19 protein-coding genes are annotated in these 26,171 nt (G+C 67.7%); 9 read left to right on the plus strand and 10 right to left on the minus strand.

Annotated features, from left to right (window positions below; genetic code table 11):
• Positions 1-106: 106 nt before the first annotated feature.
• Genes IBX53_RS06435 through IBX53_RS06450 form a run of 4 tightly spaced genes read right to left on the minus strand, consistent with a single transcriptional unit; the run spans position 107 to position 5,872 of the window.
• Positions 107-2,962, minus strand: coding sequence for an FAD-binding and (Fe-S)-binding domain-containing protein (locus IBX53_RS06435; RefSeq protein WP_290906943.1), 2,856 nt, complete (start codon positions 2,960-2,962; stop codon positions 107-109).
• Positions 2,959-3,639, minus strand: a complete 681-nt coding sequence (locus IBX53_RS06440; protein ID WP_290906945.1) for a lactate utilization protein C — start codon at positions 3,637-3,639, stop codon at positions 2,959-2,961. The genes IBX53_RS06435 and IBX53_RS06440 overlap by 4 nt, the downstream gene beginning before the upstream one ends.
• Positions 3,639-5,120, minus strand: a complete 1,482-nt coding sequence (locus IBX53_RS06445) for a LutB/LldF family L-lactate oxidation iron-sulfur protein (RefSeq protein WP_290906947.1) — start codon at positions 5,118-5,120, stop codon at positions 3,639-3,641. Before IBX53_RS06445 ends, IBX53_RS06440 begins: the two co-directional genes overlap by 1 nt.
• Positions 5,117-5,872, minus strand: a complete 756-nt coding sequence (locus IBX53_RS06450) for a (Fe-S)-binding protein (RefSeq protein ID WP_290906949.1) — start codon at positions 5,870-5,872, stop codon at positions 5,117-5,119. Before IBX53_RS06450 ends, IBX53_RS06445 begins: the two co-directional genes overlap by 4 nt.
• Positions 5,873-6,166: 294 nt before the next feature.
• On the opposite strand from IBX53_RS06450, the gene IBX53_RS06455 reads away from it, so the two are divergent.
• Genes IBX53_RS06455 through IBX53_RS06465 form a run of 3 tightly spaced genes read left to right on the plus strand, consistent with a single transcriptional unit; the run spans position 6,167 to position 10,228 of the window.
• Entirely contained in the window at positions 6,167-6,952 is a 786-nt protein-coding gene (locus IBX53_RS06455; protein ID WP_290906951.1) for a GntR family transcriptional regulator, read from the plus strand.
• Positions 6,949-8,853: an ATP-binding protein gene (locus IBX53_RS06460; protein WP_290906953.1), complete on the plus strand. Its 1,905-nt coding sequence runs from the start codon at positions 6,949-6,951 to the stop codon at positions 8,851-8,853. The genes IBX53_RS06455 and IBX53_RS06460 overlap by 4 nt, the downstream gene beginning before the upstream one ends.
• Positions 8,846-10,228, plus strand: coding sequence for a sigma-54 dependent transcriptional regulator (locus IBX53_RS06465; protein ID WP_290906955.1), 1,383 nt, complete (start codon positions 8,846-8,848; stop codon positions 10,226-10,228). Before IBX53_RS06460 ends, IBX53_RS06465 begins: the two co-directional genes overlap by 8 nt.
• Here the strand turns inward: IBX53_RS06465 and IBX53_RS06470 are convergent.
• The 3 genes from IBX53_RS06470 to IBX53_RS06480 form a co-directional block, all read right to left on the minus strand.
• Positions 10,204-10,875, minus strand: a complete 672-nt coding sequence (locus IBX53_RS06470; protein WP_290906956.1) for a metal-dependent hydrolase — start codon at positions 10,873-10,875, stop codon at positions 10,204-10,206. The genes IBX53_RS06465 and IBX53_RS06470 overlap by 25 nt on opposite strands.
• Positions 10,876-10,969: 94 nt before the next feature.
• Complete coding sequence (locus tag IBX53_RS06475) at positions 10,970-11,521, minus strand: gamma carbonic anhydrase family protein (protein WP_290906958.1); 552 nt, start codon at positions 11,519-11,521, stop codon at positions 10,970-10,972.
• Positions 11,522-11,541: 20 nt separating this feature from the next.
• Positions 11,542-12,882: a sodium-dependent transporter gene (locus IBX53_RS06480; protein WP_290906961.1), complete on the minus strand. Its 1,341-nt coding sequence runs from the start codon at positions 12,880-12,882 to the stop codon at positions 11,542-11,544.
• 164 nt (positions 12,883-13,046) lie between these two features.
• On the opposite strand from IBX53_RS06480, the gene prlC reads away from it, so the two are divergent.
• From prlC to IBX53_RS06505, 5 genes are all read left to right on the plus strand, one after another.
• A complete protein-coding gene (prlC, locus tag IBX53_RS06485; protein WP_290906963.1) occupies positions 13,047-15,095 on the plus strand; it encodes an oligopeptidase A in 2,049 nt (682 codons plus the stop codon).
• Between the two features lie 62 nt (positions 15,096-15,157).
• Complete coding sequence (locus IBX53_RS06490) at positions 15,158-15,403, plus strand: YheV family putative zinc ribbon protein (RefSeq protein WP_290906965.1); 246 nt, start codon at positions 15,158-15,160, stop codon at positions 15,401-15,403.
• A 1-nt stretch (position 15,404) separates the two neighbouring features.
• Complete coding sequence (locus IBX53_RS06495; protein ID WP_290906967.1) at positions 15,405-17,111, plus strand: Na/Pi symporter; 1,707 nt, start codon at positions 15,405-15,407, stop codon at positions 17,109-17,111.
• A gap of 361 nt (positions 17,112-17,472) precedes the next feature.
• Complete coding sequence (locus tag IBX53_RS06500; RefSeq protein ID WP_290906969.1) at positions 17,473-18,456, plus strand: TAXI family TRAP transporter solute-binding subunit; 984 nt, start codon at positions 17,473-17,475, stop codon at positions 18,454-18,456.
• A 92-nt stretch (positions 18,457-18,548) separates the two neighbouring features.
• The gene (locus IBX53_RS06505) at positions 18,549-20,750 is read left to right on the plus strand and encodes a TRAP transporter permease (protein WP_290906972.1); all 2,202 of its coding nucleotides are present in this window, start codon (positions 18,549-18,551) and stop codon (positions 20,748-20,750) included.
• 98 nt (positions 20,751-20,848) lie between these two features.
• Here the strand turns inward: IBX53_RS06505 and metF are convergent, their stop codons facing one another.
• The gene (metF, locus tag IBX53_RS06510) at positions 20,849-21,691 is read right to left on the minus strand and encodes a methylenetetrahydrofolate reductase [NAD(P)H] (protein ID WP_290906974.1); all 843 of its coding nucleotides are present in this window, start codon (positions 21,689-21,691) and stop codon (positions 20,849-20,851) included.
• Positions 21,692-21,873: 182 nt separating this feature from the next.
• Between metF and IBX53_RS06515 the strand changes: the two genes are divergently transcribed.
• Positions 21,874-22,809, plus strand: coding sequence for an AEC family transporter (locus IBX53_RS06515; RefSeq protein WP_290906976.1), 936 nt, complete (start codon positions 21,874-21,876; stop codon positions 22,807-22,809).
• Here IBX53_RS06515 and ahcY read toward each other — a convergent pair whose 3' ends face one another.
• Positions 22,810-24,219, minus strand: coding sequence for an adenosylhomocysteinase (ahcY, locus tag IBX53_RS06520; protein WP_290906978.1), 1,410 nt, complete (start codon positions 24,217-24,219; stop codon positions 22,810-22,812).
• Positions 24,220-24,285: 66 nt separating this feature from the next.
• A complete protein-coding gene (gene ligB / locus IBX53_RS06525; protein ID WP_290906981.1) occupies positions 24,286-25,968 on the minus strand; it encodes an NAD-dependent DNA ligase LigB in 1,683 nt (560 codons plus the stop codon).
• Positions 25,969-26,171 lie beyond the last annotated feature (203 nt).

The following is a 26,171-nucleotide window of genomic DNA, read 5'->3' on the forward strand; positions in this document are numbered from 1 at the left end:
TTTCCCCGCCACCCCGCAAGACCCTCGTGTAAAAAAGTTTCAGGGCCATGACAGGATGACCTAAGGGAAGGCGACAGCAGCCTGCCGCCCGCCCCTGAGGACGAGCTCAGGCCGAGACGGGGCGGCTCGCCCGATCCAGCAGGGAGAGGATGGAGCGGTACGGGATTCCACCGTGCTGACCCAGACCGATCTCGCAGGTGCGCGAGTTGGAATAACCGGCACTGCAGTCTGCCACCTGCTCGGCCAGCCCCTCCAGGGCCGAGGCGTTGAGCTCGGGTGTATTGAATCCCTTGTCTCCGGCAAAGCCACAGCAGCTGATTTCCGCGGGCACCACCACCTCGCGGGCACAGGCCCTGGCAAGCGCTACCATCTTGTCACCGACCCCCATATGAACGCTCGAGCAGGTCACATGCACCGCAACCCGTTCGTCCAGCGCGGCGATCTCGAGCCTCGGCAACAGGTGATCGTGGGCGAAGGCCACCGGCTCGCTGACCTGTAGACGCTCGTCGAGACGCGACTTCAGGTGATGCACGCAGGGACTGGTATCGATCAGCACCGGATAGCGGCCATTCTGACTCGCCACCAGCAACTCGCGATTGACCTCTCGCGCCTTGTGGGCAGCCTCCTCGAACTGACCCTTTGAGTTGAAGGCCATCCCGCAGCAAAGGTGACCGACCATCTCGGGGATGATCACCTCGAAGCCGGCCTTGTCGAGCACCGCGAGGGTGATCTCCATCACCGAGCGCGTCTCCGCATCATCTCGAGAGGCACCGAATATGCGTGTGGCGCAGCTGGGAAGGTACACCACCTTGTCACGCCGGCCGTCATGGAGAGTTGAGCTCTTGAGCAGTCGAATCGGCGTTGCCTTGGGCAACGCCGGCGTCCACTCGGGCAGACGGTCACCGCTGAGACGTCGCGCCCCCTGACTGACCTTGCCCATCACGCCATCGCCGAGGACGCGATTCGCGGCGCCAACGACCATCAGGGCTCCGCGAGCCGTCCGCGTGGCGCCAGAGAAGTGTCGTCCGATGTAGCGAACGACGCCTGCCTTATTGGCCACCCTGTCATTGCGCAGCTCACGAGTGAGATCTCCCGTGTTGATACCCACCGGACACTGGGTGGAGCAGAGACCATCTCCGGCGCATGTTTCGTCACCGGCATAGCGATACCCTTGCCGCATGCTTTCCAGGCGGACATCGTCCTCGGCGCTACGCTGACTCCCCAGACCCTCGAGCCGGGCGAGCTCTCGCGTGACCACAATCCGCTGACGCGGGGTCAGGGTAAGGTCCCTGGAGGGGCAGATGTCCTCGCAGAAACCGCACTCGATGCACTTGTCGATGATCTCATTGGCCGCCGGCATCGGCTTGAGATTCTCCAGATGCAGGGTGGGATTGCGGCTGAGGATCACCTCGGGGTTGAGCAGATTCTCGGGGTCGAACAGCGCCTTGATTTCCCACATCAGGGCGTAGGCGTCTGCCCCCCACTCCAGCTCCACGTAGGGCGCCATGTTGCGCCCGGTGCCATGTTCGGCCTTGAGCGAGCCGCCGTACTCGACGCCGACCAGCTGGGCGACCTCGTCCATGAGCCCCTGATAGCGCTCGACCTCGCCGGGCTTCTCGAAGCCCTGGGGAAAGACGAAGTGCAGGTTGCCCTCCAGGGCATGGCCAAACAGGATGGCCTCCTGGTAGCCGTGCCGCCTGAAGGCTTCGGTCAGCGCCAGCACGCCCGCGTCGAGCCGCTCGATAGGAAAGGCCACGTCCTCGATGATCACCGTGGTACCGGTCTCACGGACGGCACCCACCGCCGGGAAGAGCCCCTTGCGGATCTTCCAGTACAACTCATAGGTGCTGGCTTCGCGGGTGAAGGCGACCGGCTCCAGGGTCTGGATGCCCTCGAGGGTCTCCTGCACCACCTGCATGCGCGCCTCGAGTTCGGCATCGTCGTTGCCACGCACATCGATGAGCAGCGCCGCTGCCCCGCCTGGCAGGGTGCGCAGGGTCTCGGGCATGCCCGGCTTGTCCTGTACCGAACGCAGTGCGGCGCGATCCATCAGCTCGACGGCAGAAACAGGCGCCTGCTTGAGGGCAATGGTCGCGCGGCAGGTGGTAGCCATGTCGGGAAAGAAGGCCAGGGCAGCAGCCTTCTCGGGCTCGTCGACCACGGTGTCGTAGGTAATGGTGCTGATGAAACCCAGCGTACCCTCGGAGCCGATCATCAGGTGCTTGAGGATCTCGATGCCGTCGGTGAAATCGACCAGGCTGTTGAGGGCGTAGCCGGTGGTGTTCTTGAGCCGATACTTGTGGCGGATCTTCTCCGCCAGCGCTTCGTTGGCAAGGGTCTCGGCCGATAGACGCTCCAGCCCCTCTACCAGCCCGGCATGGGAGCGGCAAAAGGCCTCCCGGCTGGCCGGATCGGCGGTGTCCAGCAGGGTGCCGTCGGCCAGGATCACCCGGATGTCCCGTACCGTGCGGTAGCTGTTCTGGGCCGTGCCGCAGCACATGCCGGAGGCGTTGTTGGCGGCGATGCCACCGATCATGCAGCTGTTGATGGAGGCCGGGTCGGGGCCGATCTTGCGCTGATAAGGGGCCAGCAGCGTATTGGCCCGAGCGCCGATGACCCCGGTCTGCAGGCGGATCGCGCGCCCCTCGTCGAGAATCTCGTGCCCCCGCCAGCCTTGCCAGAGCTGAATCAGCACCGAGTCGGTCACCGCCTGGCCGGAGAGCGAGGTGCCGGCAGCCCGGAAGGTCACCGGTATCCCCCGCACGCGGCACTCGGCCAGCACCGCCTGCAGCTCCTCCTCGCTTTCCGGGCGCACCACCAGCTTGGGAATCAAGCGGTAGAAGCTGGCATCGGTACCGTAGGCCAGTGTCCGCAGGGGATCATCGATCAGCCGCTCAACGGGAATCGTCTCTGCCAGGGCCGTTTTCAGGTCGTTCCAGACGGTCGGGGTCAAGGGTGTCATTCGCTATCCTCGGTGTCGGCATCGATATGGCGCACCAGCACCACCAGCTCACGGGGGCCATGGACGCCATAGGCCAGGGTCTGCTCGATATCGGCGGTCTTGCTGGGCCCCGAGATCAGCAGCGCGTTGGTGGGCATGCCGTTCGCCCAACCGTGACGCTCCACCACGTCGAAGAAGGTATCCTCGAGCGTATCGGCATCCAGCACCGCGACATGGATCGGCGGCACCAGGCTGAGCAGACGCGGCTCGTCGGGGGTGGGCCAGAGCCACAGGCTGCCGGTCTCGGCGATGGCGCCGCCAATCGAGGTCAGCCCGGCATCGACGCTCTCGAACTGCTCACGCTGCCACGCCTCGATATCACGATCCACGTCGACCAGTGCCACATCGGCATCGGCCAGCGCCTGGCGGGCCTCGACGGCCACCGGATGCTCGCGGCCCAGCGCCAGCCGGCGAACGCCCTTGTCGGCAAGCACCCTGACCAGGGCGTCGCTCCACTCCTCGCGGCTGGTATGCACCACCTCGCCGTGGACCGAGGTGATACAGCGTTCGAAACGGGCCAGACGCTCATCGGGGCTCCAGCCGCGCTCCGTGACCACGGCAAAATCGCTCTCGGGAGCGCTCAGGGAACCGTCGGCGCGTTCGCGCAGCCGCTTGAGGATGGCGTCGCGGGCACTCATCAGCGCGGCTCCTTGTCGGACTTGTCGAGTCTCGACTTGTCGACCTGGTGCTGCTTGATCATCGCATGCAGCGTCTTGCCGGCAGGCTTGGGGGCAGTCCGGTAGTCGGTCCACGCACCCAGCTTCCCCGGCGTCAGCGCCCTGAGCTTGCCGACCACGGCCGTGCCGCTGCGCCAGACGCCGGGATGGGTGGCCATCCACTGGAAGCCCTTCCAGGCCGCGGCCTCCGTGCGGGTGCGCTTGACCCCGGCACCGGCCACGTTGCCGCGCCCCTCGCCCACCGCCTCCCGGCGCAGCCGGACCAGCAGGTCGGGAATCGGTATCTTCACCGGACAGACCTCGCCGCAGGCGCCACACAGGCTCGACGCCGTGGGCAGGTCCTTCGTCTCCTCCAGCCCCATCATGTGCGGGGAGAGGATGCTGCCGATGGGGCCCGGGTAGGTGGTGCCATAGGTATGCCCCCCGACCCGTGTATAGACCGGGCAGTGGTTCATGCAGGCGCCGCAACGAATGCAGCGCAGGGTGTCGAGCAGTTCATCGTCCTGGTAAATGCGGGAGCGACCGCTGTCCACCAGCACCAGGTGCACTTCCTTCGGCCCGTCATGCTCGCCCTCCTTCCTAGGCGAGCTGATCATGTTGAAGTAGGTGGTCACCTGCTGGCCGGTGGCCGAGCGGGTCAGCAGCGCATAGAGGGGTGGCACATCGCGCAGGTGTTCTACCACCTTCTCGATGCCGGTCACCGCGATATGCACCGGCGGCACCGTGGTGGTCATGCGCCCGTTGCCCTCGTTCTCCACCAAGCAGAGGGTGCCGGTCTCGGCCACCGCGAAGTTGACCCCGGAGACGCCGACATCGGCGGCCATGAAGCGCTCGCGCAGCTGCTGCCTGGCCGCCGCGGTCATGTAGTCGACGTCGCGGGTCCGCTCGGTACCGGTCTTGTCATGCATGATCTCGGAGATCTCATCGGTATTGAGATGGATCGCCGGCATGATGATGTGCGAGGGCGTCTGCTCGTTGAGCTGCACCAGGTACTCGCCGAGGTCCGACTCCAGCGCCTCGATGCCCGCCTCCTCGAGGTGTGCATTGAGATGCATTTCCTCGGAGACCATGGACTTGCCCTTGATCACCAGCTTGGCGTCGTGGGACTGGCAGATCTCGCGGATGATCCGACACGCCTCCTCGCCGTCCTCGGCCCAGTGCACCCGGATACCGTTGGCCTGGCAGTTGGCCTCCAGCTGCTCGAGCAGATCGGGCAGCTTCGCCAGCGCTCTCATGCGGATGTTGGCACCCAGCTCGCGAAGGGTCTCCACATCCCAGCCCTCGAAGCTGTCGCGACGCTTGGTCATCAGACCATCCATCGCCTTGCGGAAGTTGCCACGGATCTGCGGGTTGCCCAGGGCATCGTGGGCCTGGCGATGGAACTCGCGGGGGCTGTAGGTTTGGACCGGATGGGCCTGGTCTATCTGATTCTGTGCGTTCATGAGGTTCTCCGCCACAGGTAGCTGGCGATGTGCTCGCCCTTCACGGCCTTCTTCTGGTGCGCAAAGCGCCCATCGATGTTCATCATGCAGCCGCAATCGGTGGTCACGAAGCGTTCGGCGCCCGCCGCCTCGATAGCCAGCGTCTTGTCCTCCACCATGGCGGCCGAGATCTCCGGGTGACGCACGGCGAAGGTGCCGCCGAAGCCGCAGCACTCCGCGGCGCGGTCCTGCTCGACCAGTTCGACCTGCCCCAGTTGGGCCAGCAGCGACGGCCCGGTCTCTGCCAGGCCCATCTCGCGACGGGCGCTGCAGGAGGTGTGCATGGCCACCTTCTCGGGCTGGCCGCGGTCCTCAAGCCTGAGGTGGCAGACATGCACCAGAAACTCGGTGAGCTCATAGATCCGGCCAGACACCTCGCTGGCCTTCTTCTCGAGGGCACTGCCGGCGAAGAGCTTCGGATAGTGCGTGCGCATCATGCCTCCGCAGGAGCCGGAGGGCACAATGATCGGCCAGGGCTCGGGAAAGAGATCGAGCTGTGCCGCCGCCACCGCCCGCGCCTCATCATGGTAACCGGAGGTGTGGGCCGGCTGACCGCAACAGGTCTGGTCCTGCGGAAACAGCACTTCGATACCCTCTCTCTCCAGCAGGCGAATGCCGTCCAGCCCAGCTTCGGGATAGAAGAGATCGATCAGGCAGGTACCAAAGAAGTAGACCTTCTCCGGCCTGGGCGGGTAGCACTTGACTGGCGTCATCGGCAGAATCCTCGAGGGCGTAAGGGCGACGCTGCGACAACTGGTAATACCAATTTACAACGCAGAGATGGCGCACATTATTAGGAGTGGCGCCAGGACAGTGTCAAACCTGAGCGGCGCTTTTACCCGCTCCCCGGCGCTATACTTTGGTAGTGTGGTCATACTGCCATCGACAACCTACTGAAAGACAGGAAGAAAATTAACGCTGCCCGCGCGAGGGAGGACCAGAAATATTGGTATTACCAATTTGTTGACGTACCATGACACCAGTACTGTCTATCCGGAGTGACTCCCATGGCCTATCAACCCCTGCGCCAACCCCGCCTCGCCGACGTGATCACCGAACGCCTCGAGGCGATGATCCTGGAAGGCAGCCTCAAGCCAGGACAGCGGCTGCCACCGGAGCGGGAGCTGGCCGAGCAGTTCGGGGTTTCGCGCCCCTCCCTGCGCGAAGCGATCCAGAAGCTCTCGGCCCGCGGACTGCTGATCAGCCGCCAGGGGGGGGGCACCTTCATCTCCGAGGCGCTCACCAGCGGCTACAGCGACCCGATCCTTGAGATGCTTTCTCGCCACGGCGAGTTCCACCTGGACCTGCTGGAGTTCCGCGACGCCATGGAAGGCATCTCCGCCTACTACGCGGCGCTGCGCTCCACGCCCACCGACAGGGCGGTGCTGATCAAGCGCTACGAGGAACTGGACGCCTGCTTCCAGGGCAAGGATCCGGCACGCGAGGCCAAGGCCGATGCCGCCTTTCACCTGGCCATCGCGGAGGCCGCCCACAACGTGCTGCTGCTGCACACCATCCGCGGCATCTTTCACCTGCTGGAGCGCAGCATCGTCGACAACCTGGCCCACCTGTTCGAGAAGAAGGGCTCTCGCGGCGTGCTGATGGCACAGCACCGCGCGCTGCTGGACGCCATCCTCGAGGGGCGCGCCGAGGACGCCCGGGACCGCGCCCATGAGCACCTGGTCTACGTGGAGGAGGGGCTGCTGGAGCTGGCGCGGGCCGAGACCCGCGCCCAGCGCGCCCTGCGCCGGTCCCAGGCAACAGCCCCCCGGCGACGGAAAAACGCCTCGTGAGACGCTCGAGACACTGGCGGACCCTGCTGCTGCTGGCCGCCCCCCTGGGGCTGGCGCTGGTGATGTGGCAGGCTGCCCTGGTGGCCCGCGACCAGGCCCTGCAGACGCTCCAGCAGGACGCCGAGAACGAGCTGCGCCTCTCCGCGGAGGGTCTGACCGGCCACCTCTCCCGACACGACTACCTGCCGCGGCTGCTCGCCACCCGGGAGGGGGTGCAGCGCTTCCTGTCGTCGCCCCATTCCCAGGATGCCATGCCGCTCAACCTGCTGCTGGATCGCTTCCGGGCCACCGCCGACGTCTCGGACGTCTACCTGCTCGACCGCCATGCCGATACCCTGGCCGCCAGCAACTGGCACCGCACCAACACCTTCATCGGCCAGAACTATGCCTTCCGCAGCTACTACACCGACGCCATCGCTGGCGGCCAGGGGCGCTTCTACGGCCTGGGCGTGCAGTCGCTGGAGCGCGGCTACTACTTCTCCTCGCCGGTGTGGCTGGATGACACCCAACCCGACTCGAGCCCCGACGGGGTGATGGTGGTCAAGGTGCTGCTCGACACGGTGGAGGAGAGCTGGGCCGATCAGGACGCCGAGCTGCTGGTCACCGACAAGGACGACATCATCTTCATGGCCAGCCGGGCCGAGCTGCGCATGACCTCCCTGCACCCGCTCTCCGAGGAGGAACGCCAGGCACTGCTGGCGACTCGCCGCTATGCCGACGAGCCCCTGACCCACTCCGGGGTCGAACTGCTCGAACGCCGCGGCGAGCGCAGCCGCCTGGTCAACTTCAGCGACGGCCCCCTGGCCGGCCCACGCTACCTGGCCGTCTCGCGCCCCATGGAGGCGTTCGGCTGGCAGATGCACATCCTCAAGTCGGTGACTCCGGTGATTCAGGCCCAGTGGGTGTCGGCTCTGCTGGCCGGCGGCCTCTACGGGATCCTGCTGCTGGGCGGTGGTATCGGCTGGCAGCGCCTGCGCCTGCGCCGCGAGCGAGAGCAGTTCGCCGAGCGCGAGCGCCGGACCCTGGCCCGCGCCCGCGACGAGCTGGAGCGCAACGTGGAGCGCCGCACCCGGGACCTGGTGGAGACCAATCGCCGCCTCTCCGCCGAGATCGACGAGCGCCGGCGCGCCGAGGAGAGCCTGCGCCAGACCCGCGACGAGCTGATCCAGGCCGCCAAGCTCGCCGTGCTCGGCCAACTGGCCGCCGGCATCAACCACGAGCTGAACCAGCCGCTGGCGGCGATCCGCGCCTATGCCGAGAATGCCCGCACCTTCCTGGACCGCCAGCGCCTGGAGAGCGTCGACCTCAACCTCGAGCAGATCGTCGAGCTCACCGCACGCATGTCGGAGATCAGCGCCCAGCTGCGCCAGTTCTCCCGCAAGAGCGGCGAGACGCTCACCGCCGTCTCCCCCGGCGCCTGCTTTGACTACGCCCTGCGCCTCTTCCAGGCCCGGCTGCGCGAAAGCGACGTGGAGGTGATCCGCCGCTGGCCCGAGCAGGAGGCCTGGGCGCGCGCCGACCTGGTGCGCCTCGAGCAGGTGCTGGTCAACCTGATCGGCAATGCCCTGCAGGCCATGGCCGACGCCCCCGCCCCGCGTCTCGAGCTGAGCGTCGAGGTGGAGGGTGACCGGGTGGTGCTGGGCGTGGCCGACAGCGGCCCGGGGATCGCCAAGGAGCACCTGAAACGCATCTTCGAGCCCTTCTATACCACCAAATCTCCCGGCAAGGGGCTGGGGCTGGGGCTGTCCATCTCCTCGCGTATCATCGACGACCTGGGCGGCAGCCTGAGTGCCGCCAACCGCCCCGAGGGCGGCGCCCTGTTCACCATCCGGCTGCCCCGGGACACCGGCCAGCGTCGCGCCGGCGCCCAGCCACATCAGGAGACTCTCCCCCATGCATGAGCCGGCGGACATCCCGGTAATGATCATCGATGACGAGCCTCACCTGAGGATCACCGCCGGCCAGACCCTCGAGCTGGCTGGCTATGTCCCCGAGCCCTACGCCAGCGCCGAGGAGGCACTGGTGGCCCTGGCCCCGGACTTCCCGGGCGTGGTGGTCAGCGACATCCGCATGCCCGGCATGGACGGCATGGCGCTGCTGCGCGAGGTGCGGCTGCGCGACCCCGACCTGCCGGTAATCCTGATCACCGGCCACGGCGACATCTCCACCGCGGTGGAGGCGATGCGCGAGGGCGCCTGGGACTTTCTCGAGAAGCCCTTCGCCGCCGAGCGTCTGGTGGAAGTGGTCCGCCGCGGCGTGGTGAAGCGCCGCCTGAGCCTGGAGAACCGCGAGCTCAAGGCCGAGCTGGAGGCTCAGCAGTCGGCCCTCGGTCCACGCCTGGTGGGGCGCACCCCGGCCATCCAGCGCCTGGCCTCCATGGTGCAGCGCATCAGCCAGGTCGACGCCGACGTGCTGGTGTTCGGCGAGACCGGCGCCGGCAAGGACCTGGTGGCCCGCGCCATCCACGAGCGCAGCCGCCGCGCCAGCCGTCCCTTCGTGGCCATCAACTGCGGCGCCGTGCCGGAGAGCACCATCGAGTCGGAACTGTTCGGCCACGAGAAGGGGGCCTTCACCGGCGCCGTGGAGCGGCGCATCGGCAAGTTCGAGTACGCCAACGGCGGCACCGTGTTCCTCGACGAGATCGAGTCGATGCCGCTCGCCCTGCAGGTCAAGCTGCTGCGGGTGCTGCAGGAGCGCAGCGTGGAGCGCCTCGGTTCCAACGTCCCCGTGCCGCTGGATATCCGTGTGATCGCCGCCACCAAGGTGGACCTCAAGACCGCCGCCGAGGCCGGGACCTTCCGCGAGGACCTCTACTATCGGCTCAACGTGGTGACCCTGCAGGTGCCACCCCTGCGCGAGCGCCGCGAAGACATCCCGCTGCTCTTTCAGCACTTCGCGGTGGTCGCCGCCAACCGCAGCGGCCTGGAGGCCCCACCCCTGGATGCCGCCGGCATCTCGGCCCTGCTGGCCCACGACTGGCCCGGCAACGTGCGCGAGCTGCGCAACCTCGCCGAGCGCTACGTGCTGCTCGGCGCCGCCTTCGACTACCGGCTGGAGGCCCTGCTCGAGGGCGCCGAGAGCGAGGCCGGCGAGTTGGCGCTGCCCCAGCAGGTGGAGCTGTTCGAGAAGAGCCTGATCGACCAGGCCCTGGCGCGGCAGCGCGGCCGGGTCACCGAGGTGGCCGAGCAGCTCGGCCTGCCTCGCAAGACCCTCTATGACAAGCTCAGGAAGTACGGCCTCAAGGCCGAGGACTACCGCCAGAGCGCCGCCCCCTGAGCCAGCAGCGTCCACAGCGGCGCCAGTGGCGGCAGCCAGGGCAGCAGGTTGACCGCCGCCAGCAGCATCACCAGGGAGTTGCCCGGGGAGCGCCAGTCGAAGGGCTTGAGCGCGGTGCCGAAGGAGCGCTTGATGCGAGCGCCGGTGAGATCGACGCTGTAGAGCTCGTCCAGCGCCAGGTGGATGACGAAGCCCAGCGCCACCGCCACCCCGTGGGCCCAGGCCAGGGTGTCGGGCTGGGCGAAGAGCCGCTGGCTGAGCGCCACGCCGATCAGGCCGCACAGCGCGGCCGCCAGCAGCGAGTGCCACAGGCCGCGGTGCACGGTGAAACGGGAGAAGAGCGCCCCCGCCAGGTAGCGCACGGCGAGATAGATCGCCCCGCACGCCAGCAGCAGGCCGCCGGCATCGAGTCGCCCCTGCAGCAGCAGGGCGCCGGCCACCACCCCGGGCACCGCCAGCAGGTTGAAGATCAGTCGGATCGCCCTGGAACGGTCGGCGTCGATGTCGGGCAGGATGCCGCCGAAGGTCACCAGCGCCAGCATCGGCAGGGCCTCCCAGGCCGTCCACAGGCCCGCCTGCCAGCCGCCATGGGCGACCACGGCACCGCCGGCGGCGGCCACGCCAAGATGGGTGCGGAAATCGGCCATGCCGGGGCGAGCCCTCGATGAACTGGAGGAATAAGCACTGGATAAATTTCCAGATTATCGCCGCCACGGCTTGGGGAAACAATGGCTTAGGGAATTATTCCTCCATCGCCGCCAGGTAGTCGTCCTTGAGCCGGACGTAGTTGCCGGCGGTGTAGGGGAAGAAGGCACGCTCCTTCTCCTTGAGCGGGCGCAGCGCCTTGGCCGGGTTGCCGGCATAGACATGGCCGCTCTCCAGGCGCTTGCCCGGGGTCACCACGGCGCCGGCGGCGATGATCACCTCGTCCTCCACCACGGCGCCGTCCATGACGATGGCCCCCATGCCCACCAGGATGCGGCTGCCCAGGGTGGCCCCGTGGAGGATCGCCTTGTGGCCGATGGTGACGTCGTCGCCGATGGTCAGCGGATAGCCGCCGGGGTTGAAGTCGCTGGCGTGGGTGATATGCAGCACGCTGCCATCCTGCACGCTGGTACGCGCGCCGATGCGGATGCGGTGCATGTCGCCGCGCACCACCGCCATGGGCCACACCGAGCTGTCGTCGCCCAGGGTCACGTCGCCCAGCACCAGGCTGGCCGGATCCACATAGACCCGCTTGCCCAGGGTGGGGGTGGTGCCCTTCCAGGGGCGGATTGACGTCGTCTCGCTCATCGTGAATTCCTCGTGTCGGTTCAGGCCAGGCCAGCCACCAATACTACCAGCGTCAGCGGAATGGCGACCCAGCGCACCAGGCCGCGCCACAGGGTAAAGCCCCCGGGCCCCACGCCCAGCGCCCGCCGCGCCGCCGCCTCGGGCATCACCCAGGCGGCGAAGATAGCGATCAGCAGGCCCCCCAGGGGCAGGAATATCTCCGGCGGAATGGTGCTGACCAGCTCGAAGGCGTTCATGCCGAACATCGGGCGCCACTCGGCCAGAGTCGAGAAGGAGAGCACCGTGAGCAGGCCCACCAGCCAGACGGCGAGCCCCACGATGGCGGCCGCATGGCCGCGCTTGAGCCCCATGCCCTGAAGGGTCGCGACCATGGGCTCGGCCAGGTTGATCGATGAGGTCCAGGTGGCCAGCAGCAGCAGCAGGAAGAAGATGCTGAGCCACAGCGCGCCCCAGGGCAGTTGGGCGAAGGCGATGGGCAGGGTGACGAACATCAGCCCCGGCCCCTCACCCGGGTCCATGCCCTGGGCGAAGACCACCGAAAAGATGGCGATGCCGGCCAGCAGCGCCACCGTCACGTCGAGCACCGCCACAGCGCCGGCGGCTCGCGGCAGGCTCTGGTGGTCCGGCATGTAGGCACCGTAGGCCATCAGCGCACAGGCGCCCACCGCCAGGGTGAAGAAGGCGTGGCCCATGGCGTGCATTACCACCAGCGGGGTCACCGCCGAGACGTCGGGCAGGAACAGCCAGGCCAGTGCCGGGCCGAAGCCCTCGGTGGTGGCGGCGTAGCCGGCCAGCAGCAAGAGCAGCAGGTAGAGCAGCGGCATCAGCAGGTTGTTGAGGCGCTCCAGCCCCTTGGCCACCCCGGCGGACACCACCAGCATGGTCATGATCAGGAAGAGAGTGTGGTTGAAGATCATCCTGGCGGGATCGGCCAGGAAGGCATCGAAGCCGGCGCCGATCTCGGCGGGAGAGGCACCGACGAAGCCCCCGTTGATGGAGATGACCAGAAACTCGATGGACCAGCCGGAGACCACCGAGTAGAAGGAGAGGATGCAGAACACCGTAAAGGCGCCGAACAGCCCCAGCCAGCGCCAGCGGGAGCTGGCCCCGGCCTGGGCGGCCAGGTGACCCAGCGACTGTACCGGGCTGCGCCGGCCCGCGCGGCCGACCATGATCTCTGCCATCATCACCGGCAGGCCGAGCAGCAGGACGAAGGCGATGTACAGCAGCAGGAAGGCGGCGCCGCCGTTCTCGCCGGTGATGTAGGGAAAACGCCAGATGTTGCCCAGTCCCACGGCGGCACCGGTCACCGCCAGGATGAAGGCGCGCCGCGTGCTCCACCGCTCCAGGGTCTCGTTCATCGTCAGCCTCCCGCCGGGCCATCGCAAAAGGCGGCAAGCCTAGCAGGACCTTTCCCGCTGGCCAATTGCTGCACATTGAAACCCGGGCCCGGCGCCCGCATCTAACCGGTATCATGTCTCGCCCCCCGCCCCTGATTCCCTGTTCACTGACCCCTGAGGTGCGTATGTCCCGCAACCCGCTGCTCGACTCCCATGAGCTTCCCCCGTTCGCCGATATCCGCCCGGAGCAGGTGATGCCGGCCATCGAGGAGCTGCTGGCCGAGAACCGTACCGCCATCGAGGCACTGGTGGCTCACGCCGAGGCCGAGGCGCCAAGCTGGGAGAGCCTGGCCGCGCCCCTGGAGTCGCTCAATGACCGCCTGGCCCGGGCCTGGTCGCCGGTCTCTCATCTCAACGGCACCATGAACAACCCTGAACTGCGCGAGGCCTACCAGGCCTGCCTGGGCAAGCTCTCGGAGTACAGCACCTGGTTGGGTCAGCACGCGGGACTGTTCGGTGCCTGGCAGGCCCTGAAGGAGGGTCCCGCCTGGACCACGCTCGACGAGGGCCAGCAGCGCACGGTAGACAACACCCTGCGCGACTTCCGCCTGGCCGGGGTCGACCTGCCCGCAGAGCAGAAGCAGCGCTACGGCGAGATCAAGGCGCGCCTCTCGGAGCTCGGCAATACCTTCTCCAACCAGCTGCTCGACGCCACCCAGGCCTGGCACCTGGACCTGGCCGACGAGACCCGCCTGGCCGGCCTCCCGGCGAGTGCGTTGGCCGCCCTGCGCGCCAACGCCGAGGCGAAGGGCCAGGCCGGCTACCGCATCACCCTGGACTTCCCGAGCTTCTTCCCGGTGATGACCTACGCCGAGGACCGCGAGCTGCGCCGCGAGGTCTACACCGCCTTCGTCACCCGCGCCTCCGACCAGGGCCCCCATGCCGGGCAGTACGACAACGCCCCGATCATGGAGGAGACCCTGGCCCTGCGCCGGGAGCTGGCCGAGCTGCTGGGCTTCGCCACCTACGCCGACTACTCCCTGGCCACCAAGATGGCCGAATCCCCGGCTCAGGTGCTCGAGTTCCTCGAGGACCTGGCGCGACGCGCCGTGCCCCAGGCCCGGGAGGAATACGCCGAGCTCGAGACCTACGCCCGGGATGAGCTCAACATGGCCGAGCTCGCTGCCTGGGACGTGGGCTTCGCCAGCGAAAAGCTGCGCGAGGCGCTCCATGCCATCTCCCAGGAGCAGCTGCGCCCCTACTTTCCCGCCCCCCGGGTGGTGGATGGCCTCTTCCAGGTGGTGGAGCGCCTGTTCGGCGTCACCTTCGCGGAGGACACCGAGGCGCCGCGCTACCACCAGGATGTGCGCTTCTTCCGCATCCTGGAACAGGGCGAGCCCATCGCCGGATTCTACCTGGACCTCTACGCCCGCGAGGGCAAGCGCGGCGGCGCCTGGATGGACGAGTGCCGGGTGCGCCGCCTGGAGGGCGATGCTCTCCAGCTACCGGTGGCCTACCTGACCTGCAACTTCACCCGCCCGGTGGGTGGGCGTCCGGCGCTGCTCACCCACGACGAGGTCACCACCCTGTTCCACGAGTTCGGCCATGGCCTGCACCATATGCTGACCCGCCAGACCGTCGCCGACATCTCAGGCATCAACGGGGTGGCCTGGGACGCCGTGGAGCTGCCGAGCCAGTTCATGGAGAACTACTGCTGGGAGCGCGAAGGCCTCGACCTGATCGCCGGCCACGTCGACAGCGGCGAGGCGCTGCCCAGCGAGCTGCTGGAGAAGCTGCAGGCGGCCAAGAACTTCCAGTCCGCCATGGGCATGGTGCGCCAGCTGGAGTTCTCGATCTTCGACCTGCGCCTGCACCACCAGCTGGCCGCGCCCTCGGCGGCCGAGATCCAGGCGCTGCTGGACGAGGTGCGCGATGCCATCTCGGTGGTGCCGCGGGCCGCGTTCAACCGCTTCCAGAACGGCTTCGGCCATATCTTCGCCGGCGGCTATGCGGCGGGCTACTACAGCTACAAGTGGGCCGAGGTACTCTCCGCCGACGCCTGGAGCGCCTTCGAGGAAGCGGGCATCTTCGACCCCGAGACCGGGCGGCGCTTTCGCACCGAGATCCTTGAGCCGGGCGGTGCCAGGGATGCCGCCGAGCTGTTCCGCGCCTTTCGCGGCCGAGAGCCCAGCGTCGAGCCGCTGCTGCGCCACAGCGGCATCCGTGTCGCCTGACCTTCACGTTCCGCCCCACCCATTCCGTCCCGGCCAGACGCCGGGGCCCGACAGGAGCCATCATGGCCGTCCAGAAACGCTTTATCGCCGGCGCCATCTGCCCGCGCTGCGCCGAGATGGACCGCATCCGCAGCTGGGAGCAGAACGGGATTCGCTACCGTGAGTGCGTCAGCTGCGACTTCTTCGAACAGTTGCCCATCGAGGACGCGGCCGCGCCGGAGCTGACCACCCGCGTCAACCAGCCCCGCGAGGAGCAGACCCGCCAGGACATCCAGCCAGTAAAGATTCTCGACCCCAAGGCGCGTTGAGATGACCCGCCAGGGAGTGGTGGCGGCGCTACTGTCGCGGCGCCACCAGCTCGAGGGGCTGGGGCTGGCAGCCGCCGCCGCCCTGCTGCTGACACGCCTTGACCTTGCCACCCTGGCCGCCGGCCTGGGACTCTTCCTGTGGGGCATGACCCACCTGCAGGACGCCATCAAGCGCCTCTCCGGCGGCACCCTGGACCGCTGGCTGCATACCGCCACCCGCCATCCCGCTCGCGCCATCGGCGTCGGTGCCGCCGCCACGGCGCTGGTGCAGTCCAGCTCCCTGGTCACCCTGCTTTCGCTCTCCTTCGTCGGCGCCGGCCTCGTGGCCCTGCCCGGCGCCATCGCCCTGCTGTTCGGTGCCAACCTCGGCACCACCACCGGCGCCTGGCTGATCGCCGCCTTCGGCCTGCGCTTCGATCTCGCCCAGTTCGCCATGCCCTTCCTGGCCCTCGGGCTGCTGGGCTCACGAGTGCTCAAGGACGGTCGCGCCGCCGCGGCCGGGGTGCTGCTGGGCATCGGCCTGCTGTTCCTGGGCATCGACTTCATGAAGCTGGGCTTCGAGGCCTGGCAGGACGGCCTCTCCCTGGAGGGTCTGGCCGGCGACAGAGCCTGGCACTGGCCGCTGTTCGTGCTGTTCGGGGTGGTGGCCACGGTAGTGATGCAGTCGAGCCACGCCACCCTGCTGATCACCCTGGCCGCCCTGGCGGGGGGCCAGCTGCCCTACCTGCCGGCCCTTGCCATCGCCATCGGCGCCAACGTCGGCACCACCGTCACCGCGGTACTCGGCGCGCTGGGTGCCGGCGCCGCAGCGCGACGGCTGGCCGGGGCCCACGTGGTATTCAACCTGGCCACCGCGGCGGTAGCGCTGGCGCTGCTGGTGCCGCTGGCCTGGCTGGTGGACGAGCTCGCCGAGCTGATCGGCCTGGCGGCGGACGCCTGGCCGCTGAAGCTGGCGCTGTTCCACACCCTCTTCAATCTGCTGGGCATCGCCCTGATGCTGCCGCTGATCCCGCGTCTCGCCGCACGACTCGAGCGATTGTTCCCCGAGCCCTCGCGGATTCCCCCCGCTCAGGCCAGGTACCTCAACACCACGGCCCTGCAGCACGGCGATACCGCCCTGGCCGCCATGGAGCAGGAGTGCCAGCGGCTAAATCGCCGCGCCTATCACCTGCTCTGTTCGGCGATCCTGATGCCCAGTGGCGAGGTGATCGGCCACCCGCCCTCCCGGGAGGTGGTCAAGGCGCACATCGACCCCACCGCCTGGCCCATGGTCAACGCCCGCTACCATGAGCAGATCAAGCCGCTGATGGCGGAGATCCTCGACTTCTACGCGCGGCTCGACATGCCGCTCACCGAGGGCCAGCAGGCCAGGCTCGAGCGCCTCTATGCCCGCACCCTGCGCATGGTGGAGGCGGTGCGCTTCGGCGAGGTGCTGCAGCGCAGCCTGATGCGCCATGCCGCCCCGGCCAGCCCCCTGCGTGAGGCCCATGACGATATCCGCCTGGCCCTGGCCCAGGGCCTCAACCGGCTGGCCGCCGCGCCCGACTCGGCGGATACCACCTCGCCCATCGACGAGGTGCGCCAGCACTGGCAGCAGGCCATGGCCGAGCGCCTGCGCCAGCACCGCCTCGACCCCTGGCTGGCTTCCACCCTGATGAACGACCTGCACCAGGCCACTCGTCTGATGGGGGCCCTGACCACGCCCTGAAGCGCCGCACATGACAGGCCATATGTGACTGCCCCTGCGAGACACGCCGTGCAAGACTCGCCGCGCGAGACACGCCGTGCGAGACTCGCCGTGCGGATATCCACACACCACGACCCGCCGCGCGTGCGGATTCCCGGACGAAGGCCGCCTCTTCGAGCTCGACCTTTGTCTAAAGGACGTTTTGCAAAATACTGATATAAAAGGTGAAATCAGACATTTGGCCCGGTGATTGCCACAGATAACGTTGAATGGAATACCCGTCCGGGATCAGCGGGCTCCGACAGAGCTGCCAGACTGATACGACACCTGCCGGGCTCCCGCCCAGGCATCACCAACGATAACCCGCAACAGGAATCACGCCATGCGCCATCTCTCCACCAAGCTCCTCGCCGGCACCATTGCCGGTTCCCTGCTGGTCGCCGCTGCCGCGGCCCAGGCCGACCGCAGCGACTGGCCGGCCAACTTCACCGTGGGCACCGCCAGCCAGGGCGGCACCTACTTCGTCTACGGCTCCGGCTGGGCCAACCTGATCGCCGACGAACTGGATGTCTCCGGCGGTGGCGAAGTGACCGGTGGCCCGACCCAGAACCTGGCGCTGGTGCATACCGGCGACATCGCCCTGGGCCTGACCACCATGGGCCCCGCCGCCGAGGCCGCCGCCGGCGAGAGCCCGCTGGCTCCCGGCATCCCCATGGACAACGTCTGCGCGCTCTTCCCGATGTACGAGACTCCGTTCTCGATCACCGCGCTCTCCAACTCCGGCATCACCAGCATCTCCGAGATCCCGGACGGCGCCCGCATCGGCTTCGGTCCGTCGGCCTCCACCTCCGACACCTACTTCCCGGCGATCCTGGAAGAGCTGGGCGTCGACTTCCAGCGCCGCAACGGCGGCTGGACCGACCTGGGCGGCCAACTGCAGGACGGCCTGCTTGACGTCATCGCCTTCGCCGCGGGCATCCCGATCCCGGCGGTCAGCCAGCTCGAGGTGCAGACCAACGTGAACATCATCGAGTTCACCGAGGAGGAGCAGGCCCAGGTGCTCGAGGCCTTCCCGGTCGCGGCCTTCCAGATTCCCGCCAGCACCTACAACACTCTGGAAGAAGATGCGCGCGCCGTCTCCATGTGGAACTTCGCCATCGCCGGCTGCGACGTGTCGGAGAGCTTCATCTACGAGGTGACCAAGCTCACCATGGAGAACAACGACAAGATGCGTAACGTGCACCGCTCTGCCGAGACCTCCATCCCGGAGAACATCGTGCACAACTCCGTGCTGCCCTTCCATCCGGGTGCCGTTCGCTGGTACGAGGAAAATGGCTACGAGATCGCCGACGATCTGAAGCTGTAAGCCTGCCGACACCGTGAACGCCGCCCCGCGTCGCGATCCGGCGCGGGGCGGCATGCTTGCCGTCCCGACTCACACCCGAGGGTGAACCACCCATGAGCAACTCTCCCGATACCCGTCCCGGGGCGTCCGAGGAGGCCATCGACCAGGCACCCGAGACCATCGCCACGGGCGTCGACGAGGAGATCGTCGAGTCCAACCGGCGTCTCTACGTCGGCTGGCAATGGCTACTGTTCGCCGTCCTGGCCATCGCCTACTCCAGCTTCCACCTGATCTCTCTCAACGTCTATCCGATGGAGACCTGGTCATTTCGCATCGTGCACATCGCCGGTGCACTGATCCTGGGCTTCGCCCTCTACACCGGCACCCGCTTCGCCGGCGAGGGCAATGTGAAGAAGTCGGCGGCCTGGCTCGGCTGGATCAGCTACGCCCTGCTGATTCCCGCCGGCTACGCCCTCTTCCAGGTCTTCCGGATGCAGCAGATGATCGGTGCCGGGGCCATGCGCATCGACCCCGCCATCGAGGCCTGGCATTACGGCTACCCGCTGATCTTTGCCACCAGCGCCGCGATCCTGCTCTCCTGGGGATACCGCCAGGTCCGGTCGAAGCTCTCACCCCCGGACCTGGTGCTGATGGTCAGCGCCCTGGCCGTGGCCGGCTACCTGATCCTGATCTTCGGCACCCCGCTGCGCGCCTCCACCGGCACCTCCTTCGCCCCCATCGGCATCTCCTATGCGGCCCTGGCCGGCTCACTGCTGATCCTGGAGCTGACCCGGCGCGTGGCCGGCATGGCGCTTGTGGTGATCTCCGCGATATTCCTGCTCTACGTATTCTTCGGCCCCTACCTGCCGGGCTTCCTGGGCTATCCGGGCCTGTCGTTCAACCGCTTCTTCAGCCAGGTCTACACCGATGCGGGCATCCTCGGCCCGACTACCGCGGTCTCCTCGACCTACATCATCCTGTTCATCATCTTCGCCGCCTTCCTGCAGGCCTCGAAGGTGGGCGACTACTTCGTCAACTTCGCCTTCGCTGCCGCCGGTCGCGCACGTGGCGGCCCCGCCAAGGTCTCCATCTTCGCCTCGGGCCTGATGGGCATGATCAATGGCACCAGCGCCGGCAACGTGGTCTCCACCGGCTCGCTGACGATACCGCTGATGAAGAAGGTAGGCTATCCGGCCAAGAGCGCCGGGGCCATCGAGGCCGCCGCCTCCACCGGCGGGCAGATCATGCCGCCGATCATGGGCGCCGGCGCCTTCATCATGGCCGAGATCACCGGCATTCCCTACACCGAGATCGCCGTCGCGGCGCTGATTCCCGCCATCCTCTACTTCCTCTCGGTCTACTGCATGGTGGACTTCGAGGCGGCCCGCAAGGGCATGCGCGGCATGCGCAAGGACGAGATCCCGCTGTTCTCGAAGCTGGTCAAGCAGGTCTACCTGTTCGCGCCGATCATCATCCTGATCGCCGCCCTGTTCATGGGCTACTCGGTGATCCGCGCCGGCACCCTGGCTACCGCCTCCGCGGCCGTGGTGAGCTGGTTCTCGCCCCACAAGATGGGCATCCAGGCGATCCTCAGGGCGCTGCAGCTGGCCGGCACCATGGCGATCCAGATCATCGCCGTCTGCGCCTGCGCCGGCCTGATCGTCGGCGTCATCTCGCTGACCGGCGTCGGCGCCCGCTTCTCGTCGCTGCTGCTCGGGCTGGCGGGCGTGAGCCAGTTGCTGGCACTGTTTTTCGCCATGTGTATCTCGATACTGCTCGGCATGGGGATGCCCACCACGGCGGCCTATGCGGTGGCGGCCTCGGTGGTCGCGCCCGGCCTGATCAACATCGGGGTCCAGCCGCTGGTGGCGCATTTCTTCGTCTTCTATTTTGCCGTGGTATCGGCGATCACTCCCCCGGTGGCCCTGGCCTCCTATGCGGCGGCGGGCATCTCCGGTGCCAATGCCATGGGCACCTCGGTGGCGTCGTTCAAGATCGGCCTGGCAGCCTTCATCGTTCCCTTCATGTTCTTCTACAGCCCGGCCATGCTGATGGAAGGCTCCTGGATGCAGATCCTGCGGGTGGGCGTCACCGCCACCCTGGGTATCGTGCTGCTGGCGGGCATGGTGCAGGCCTGGTTCTTCGGGCCAGTCAAGGTCTGGACACGGATCATCATGCTGATTGGAGCGATATTCATGATCTATGGTGGCATCTATACCGACATCATCGGTCTGGCCATCGCCGCGGCGCTGTTCGTGATGCAGCGCAAGTTGCATGGCGACAAGCGCAAGGTACCGTCAGCCTTCTCCGGTTGAAGACGCCTGTCCTTCACCCGCGCTTGCGCAAAAGCACAAAGGCCCCGCCAATGCGGGGCCTTTGTCATGACGCCCCTTATTCGTCCCGGGGGCGCGTTTCAGGCGGCGATATTGTCGAGGATCTTCAGACTCGGCTCGGCCTGGTTCAGGGTGTAGAAGTGCAGGCCCGGCGCGCCGCCATCCAGAAGGCGCTGGCAGAGCCGCGAGACGACGTCTTCGCCGAAGGCGGCGATGGATTCGCTGTCATCGCCGTAGGCATCGAGCTGCTTACGGATCCAGCGCGGGATCTCGGCACCGCAGGCGTCGGAGAAGCGCGCCAGCTTGGCGTAGTTGGTGATCGGCATGATACCCGGCACGATGGGGGCCTCGACCCCCAGGGCACGGGCGCGATCGACGAAGTGGAAGTAGGCGTCGGCGTTGAAGAAGTACTGGGTGATGGCCAGGTTGGCGCCGGCCTTCATCTTGCGGGCGAAGTTCTCCACGTCGCGCTCGAGGCTCGGCGCCTGGGGGTGGGACTCCGGATAGGCGGCCACGGCGATCTCGAAGTGGTCCCCGGTCTCCTCGCGGATGAACGCCACCAGCTCGTTGGCATAGCGAAGCTCGCCGATGCCGCCCATGCCCGAGGGCAGGTCGCCGCGCAGGGCCACCAGGCTGTCGATACCCTCCTCGCGGTAGCGGGCCAGCAGCTCGCGCAGCGGCTGCTTCTCGCTGCCGATGCAGGAGAGATGCGGCGCGGTGGTAATGCCCGCCTCTCGCACCTGGCGTACGGTGTTAAGGGTGCGGTCCTGGGTGGAACCGCCGGCGCCATAGGTCACCGAGAAGAAGCGCGGGCCACGAGCGGCCAGGGCATCGCGCACTCCAGCCAGCTTCTCGCGCCCCACCTCGGTGTTGGGGGGGAAGAACTCGAAGCTGATACCCAGCGGATGTTCCTGCGCACTCATGATGGCACCTCTGTGTCGTGAGTCGTGATTGGCCACCATTCTGACGAGCCCCGGCGCCGTCGACCAATGAAAGTTCCGGAGTGCCTGTATCAATTTCATTCATGTTGGACCGCTGACAGCGACGCCATCGGCAGGCATGATGCGCTCTGACAGGGATGCCGACGACCGACAGGGAGGCAACGATGACCGCGCTCGACCCTGCCACGCTGATGGGCCCGCTGTGGACCCTGCTGGCCTATGTCCTGCTGGGCTGGCTGGCTACCCGCCGCCTCTCCGTGGACCCGCGCCCCATCGCGACCCTGCTCATCTACCTGGTGGCGCCGCTGACCTTCTTCCGCGGCCTGGTGCTGGGGGGTCCCACGCCCGGTTACCTGCTGCTGACCCTGGCCACCTTCGCCACCGCCAGCCTGCTGGCGGTGATCGTGCACCAGCTGACGCGCCGTGCCTTCGCCCCCCAGGAGAGCGCCCTGCTGGCCTTCTCGGCCGGCACCGGCAACACCGGCTACTTCGGCCTGCCGGTGGCCATGGTGCTGCTGCCCCCCGAGGGGGTGACCCTCTACCTGTTCTGCGTGCTGGGCATCACCCTCTACGAGTTCACGGTGGGCTTCTACCTCTCTGCGCGGGGGCAGTTCTCGGTGGCGGAGAGCCTGGCCAAGATCCTGCGGCTGCCGCTGGTCTATGCCTTCCTGGCGGCACTGCTGGTCAGCGGCCTGGGCCTTGCGGTGCCGACGGCGGCCATGGAGGGGCTGGCGGTCTTTCCGGCCACCTACACCCTGCTGGGCATGATGATCATCGGCATGACCCTGGGGCGGGTTTCACTCAGGGAGGTGGACGGCCGCTTCATCGGCGCCTGCGTGGCGGTGCGCTGTGTGATCTGGCCGCTGCTGGCGCTGGCCGCGGTGCTGGGGCTGCAGGCCCTCGCACCGCTGTCGCCGGAGCTGGCCATGGCCATCCTGCTGCTGGGGGTGGTGCCCATGGCCGCCAACGTGGTGGTGGTGGCCATGGAGCTCGGCATCGCCCCGGCCAAGGGGGCGCTGGCCGTGCTGGCCACCACCCTGGCCGCACCGCTGCTGATCCCGCTCTACCTGACGCTGATGATGCGTATTGCCGGGCTGTAATCAGTAGCGGTAGCTGTCGGGCTTGTAGGGGCCCTCGGCCGGCACGCCAGTGTAGGTCTCCTGGGCCTCGGTCAGGCGGGTGATCACCCCGCCGAAACCCTCCACCATGTAGCGGGCCACCTCCTCGTCCAGGTGGCGCGGCAGCACCGTGAGTCCCAGCGCCTCGCGCTTCTCCTCCTCGGGCAGGTCGGCGAAGCGCCCCTGGTAGAGGTGGATCTGCGCCAGCACCTGGTTGGCGAAGGAGCCGTCCATCACCCGGGAGGGATGACCGGTGGCGTTACCCAGGTTCACCAATCGCCCCTCGGAGAGCAGGATCAGGTAGTCGCGACTGGCCGGATCGAAGTCCCCTGGCCGGCTGTCGCGGTAGACCTTGTGCACCTGGGGCTTGACCTCCTCCCAGTGCCACTGGCGACGCATATGGGCGGTGTCGATCTCGCTGTCGAAGTGGCCGATGTTGCACACCACCGCCCCCGGCTTGAGCGACTCGAGCATGGCTGCGTCGCAGGCGTGAATATTGCCGGTACAGGTCACCACCAGGTCGATCCGGCCGAGCAGCGGCCGATCGATGCTGGCCATGCCGCGGTTGATACCGTCCACGTAGGGCGACACCACCTCGAAGCCATCCATACAGGCCTGCATGGCGCAGATGGGGTCGACCTCGGCCACCTTGACGATCATCCCCTCCTGGCGCAGCGAGGCCGCCGAGCCCTTGCCAACGTCGCCATAGCCCACCACCAGCGCCTGCTTGCCGGCCAGCAGGTGGTCGGTGCCGCGCTTGATGGCATCGGAAAGCGAATGGCGGCAGCCATACTTGTTGTCGTTCTTCGACTTGGTGACGGCGTCGTTCACGTTGATGGCCGGCACCCCGAGGCTGCCATCGCGCAGCATCTCCTCCAGCCGGTGAACGCCGGTAGTGGTCTCCTCGCTGATGCCATGGAGAGCATCGAGTCGCTCCGGGTACTTGTCGTGCAGCAGGGCGGTCAGGTCGCCGCCGTCGTCGAGCACCAGGTTGGGGGTCCAGCCGTCGGGGCCTGCCACGGTCTGCTCGATGCACCACCAGAACTCTGCCTCCGTCTCGCCCTTCCAGGCGAACACCGGAATGCCGGCGGCGGCGATGGCGGCCGCCGCGTGGTCCTGGGTGGAGAAGATGTTGCAGGACGACCAGCGCACGCTGGCGCCCAGGTCGATGAGCGTCTCGATCAGCACCGCGGTCTGGATGGTCATGTGGATGCAGCCAGCGATGCGCGCGCCCGCCAGGGGCTGCTCGTCGCGGTACTTGGCGCGGATCGTCATCAGCGCCGGCATCTCGGTCTCGGCGATACGGATCTCGCGACGCCCCCAGTCGGCCAGGGCGATATCGGCCACCTTGAAGTCCTGATGGGTGAGCGTGCTCACGGCGGGCTGGTTCATGCGATCACCTCTTCCGGTTCGAAAAGCGTGATAATCACTATAGGCGGGGAACCCAAGGACCGACAATCAACGCGGAAAGCCATCGATCCCCCACTCGCCGAGACGAACCGCCAGCGCCTCCACCTCGTAATGTGTGAAGAAGTCGACCAGCGCCGCCGCCCGCTCCGGTCCGATACCAGGCTCCCGCACCCACTCATCCGCCGAGCGTGCCGCCAGCTCCGCCCAGTTCGACGGCAGCGCCGTCTCCACGCCGGGCGGGGCGCCCAGGGCCTGCAGCCAGCGCGGAAAGGGCCGGTTCCGCACTGCCGAGAAGGCGGCCAGCAGTTCTGCCGCACGCACCGGACCGATGCCATGGGCCGCCTTGAGGTCCGAGGCGTCCAGGCGCATCCAGTCGAGCAGGTCCGACACCGCACCGGCCCGGATCAGCGCCCGCCAGGTGCCTGGTCCCACCCCGGACAGACCCAGGGCCTCGGGGCCCGAGAGCCAGGCCAGGCGCGCCAGGAACTGTCCCTCGCAGCCGGGCGCCAGGCGCAGGCAGCTCAGGGAGTGGTAGTCGACGGGGTCGGGGGCCACGAGCGACTGCCGCTGCTCGGCCTGCCAGGCCACTCCCTGCAGTTGCGGAATCGTCAGCCCCGCCAGGGCGATCACCACGTGATCGCCGGGGCGGATATCATGGGCCTGCCACCGGGCCAGGGAGCCCAGCGACACGCGCCGAATGGTGCGCCCTTCCAGGGTGACCGGGTAGAGCTGCAGCACCGGGGTAATCTGCCCGGTACGTCCCACCTGAAAGACCACGCCGCGCACCTCGGCCAGCGCCTCCCGCGCGGGATGTTTCCACGCCACCGCCCAGGCCGGCGGCTCGGCCCGCCAGGCCGCCCCGAGCGGACGCGAGGCCTGGCGCAGCACCACACCGTCGGTAGCGAAGGGCTGGGGCTCATGAAACAGCGCCTCGCGATAGCGCGCCACCTCGGCCATACCGGCAACCGGAAGGCTCCTCTCCCGGGTGTCGACAAAACCCAGCCGCGCCAGCCCCGCAAGTCGCCTGGCCATGCTCACGGGGCCATCGGGCCAGTCCCAGACGAAGAGCCCTATTCTATCGGCCTCGTCCTCATCGAGAGTCTCACGCGCCATCAGGCCGCTCACTCGGCCGCGAGCACCGGCATCGCCGACCTCGGCCTGGCGATGATCGCTCAGGTGCCAATAGAGCTCGCCCTGCAGCACCGCATCGTGGGGCTCGGGCAGACGCTGTGGCACGGCCGGTAGTCTCCGGACCCGCTGGGTCCAGTCCTGACCGCTGACGCCATCGCCACGGCTGATGGCCCGCACCAGGTCGCCTCGCTCGTAGACCAGGGTCACCGCCACGCCGTCGATCTTGGGCTGCACCCAGACGTCATCGCGACGCGACAGCCAGCGCGCCACCGCAGGCCGATCGGCCAGCTTGGCAAGCCCGGTCTGGGGCACGGGATGGGCGAGGCTACCGGCGGGATAGGCGGCCGGGGGGTCGGGTGGCGCCAGCCCCTGGCAGCGCCGCCACAGTGCCAGACGCGCCCGAGCCTGGTCGTAGATGTCATCGCTGACCAGGGACTCGCCGCGGCGATAGTAGGCCTCGTCCCAGGTGGCAAGGCGTCGCTCCAGGGCGTTCAGCTCGGCAGCGACGCGCTCGCTCGACCCGCCCGGACACTCGGCCAGGGCGGGCAAGGACAGGGCGCCGACCAGCAGCACCAGCCAGCATGGCCATGGGAAACGCATGGCGGGGACCTCGCAGCGGGCTCTTCCCTGACCATAGCAGCGGGCCCCGCCTGGCGTTGCCAGCGGGGCCCGTCAGTTGGCGTCAGCCAGGGCTTACAAGAGAATCTCCGACAAGAGGCTACAGACCGGCGGCCTGCCGCAGGGTGCTGGCGCGGTCGGTCTTCTCCCAGGGGAAGGCCGTGAAGGTCTCGGTGTGCTCCTGC

The sequence above is a fragment of the Halomonas sp. genome (assembly GCF_014859505.1).
In the GTDB taxonomy this organism is placed as follows: Bacteria; Pseudomonadota; Gammaproteobacteria; order Pseudomonadales; family Halomonadaceae; genus Halomonas.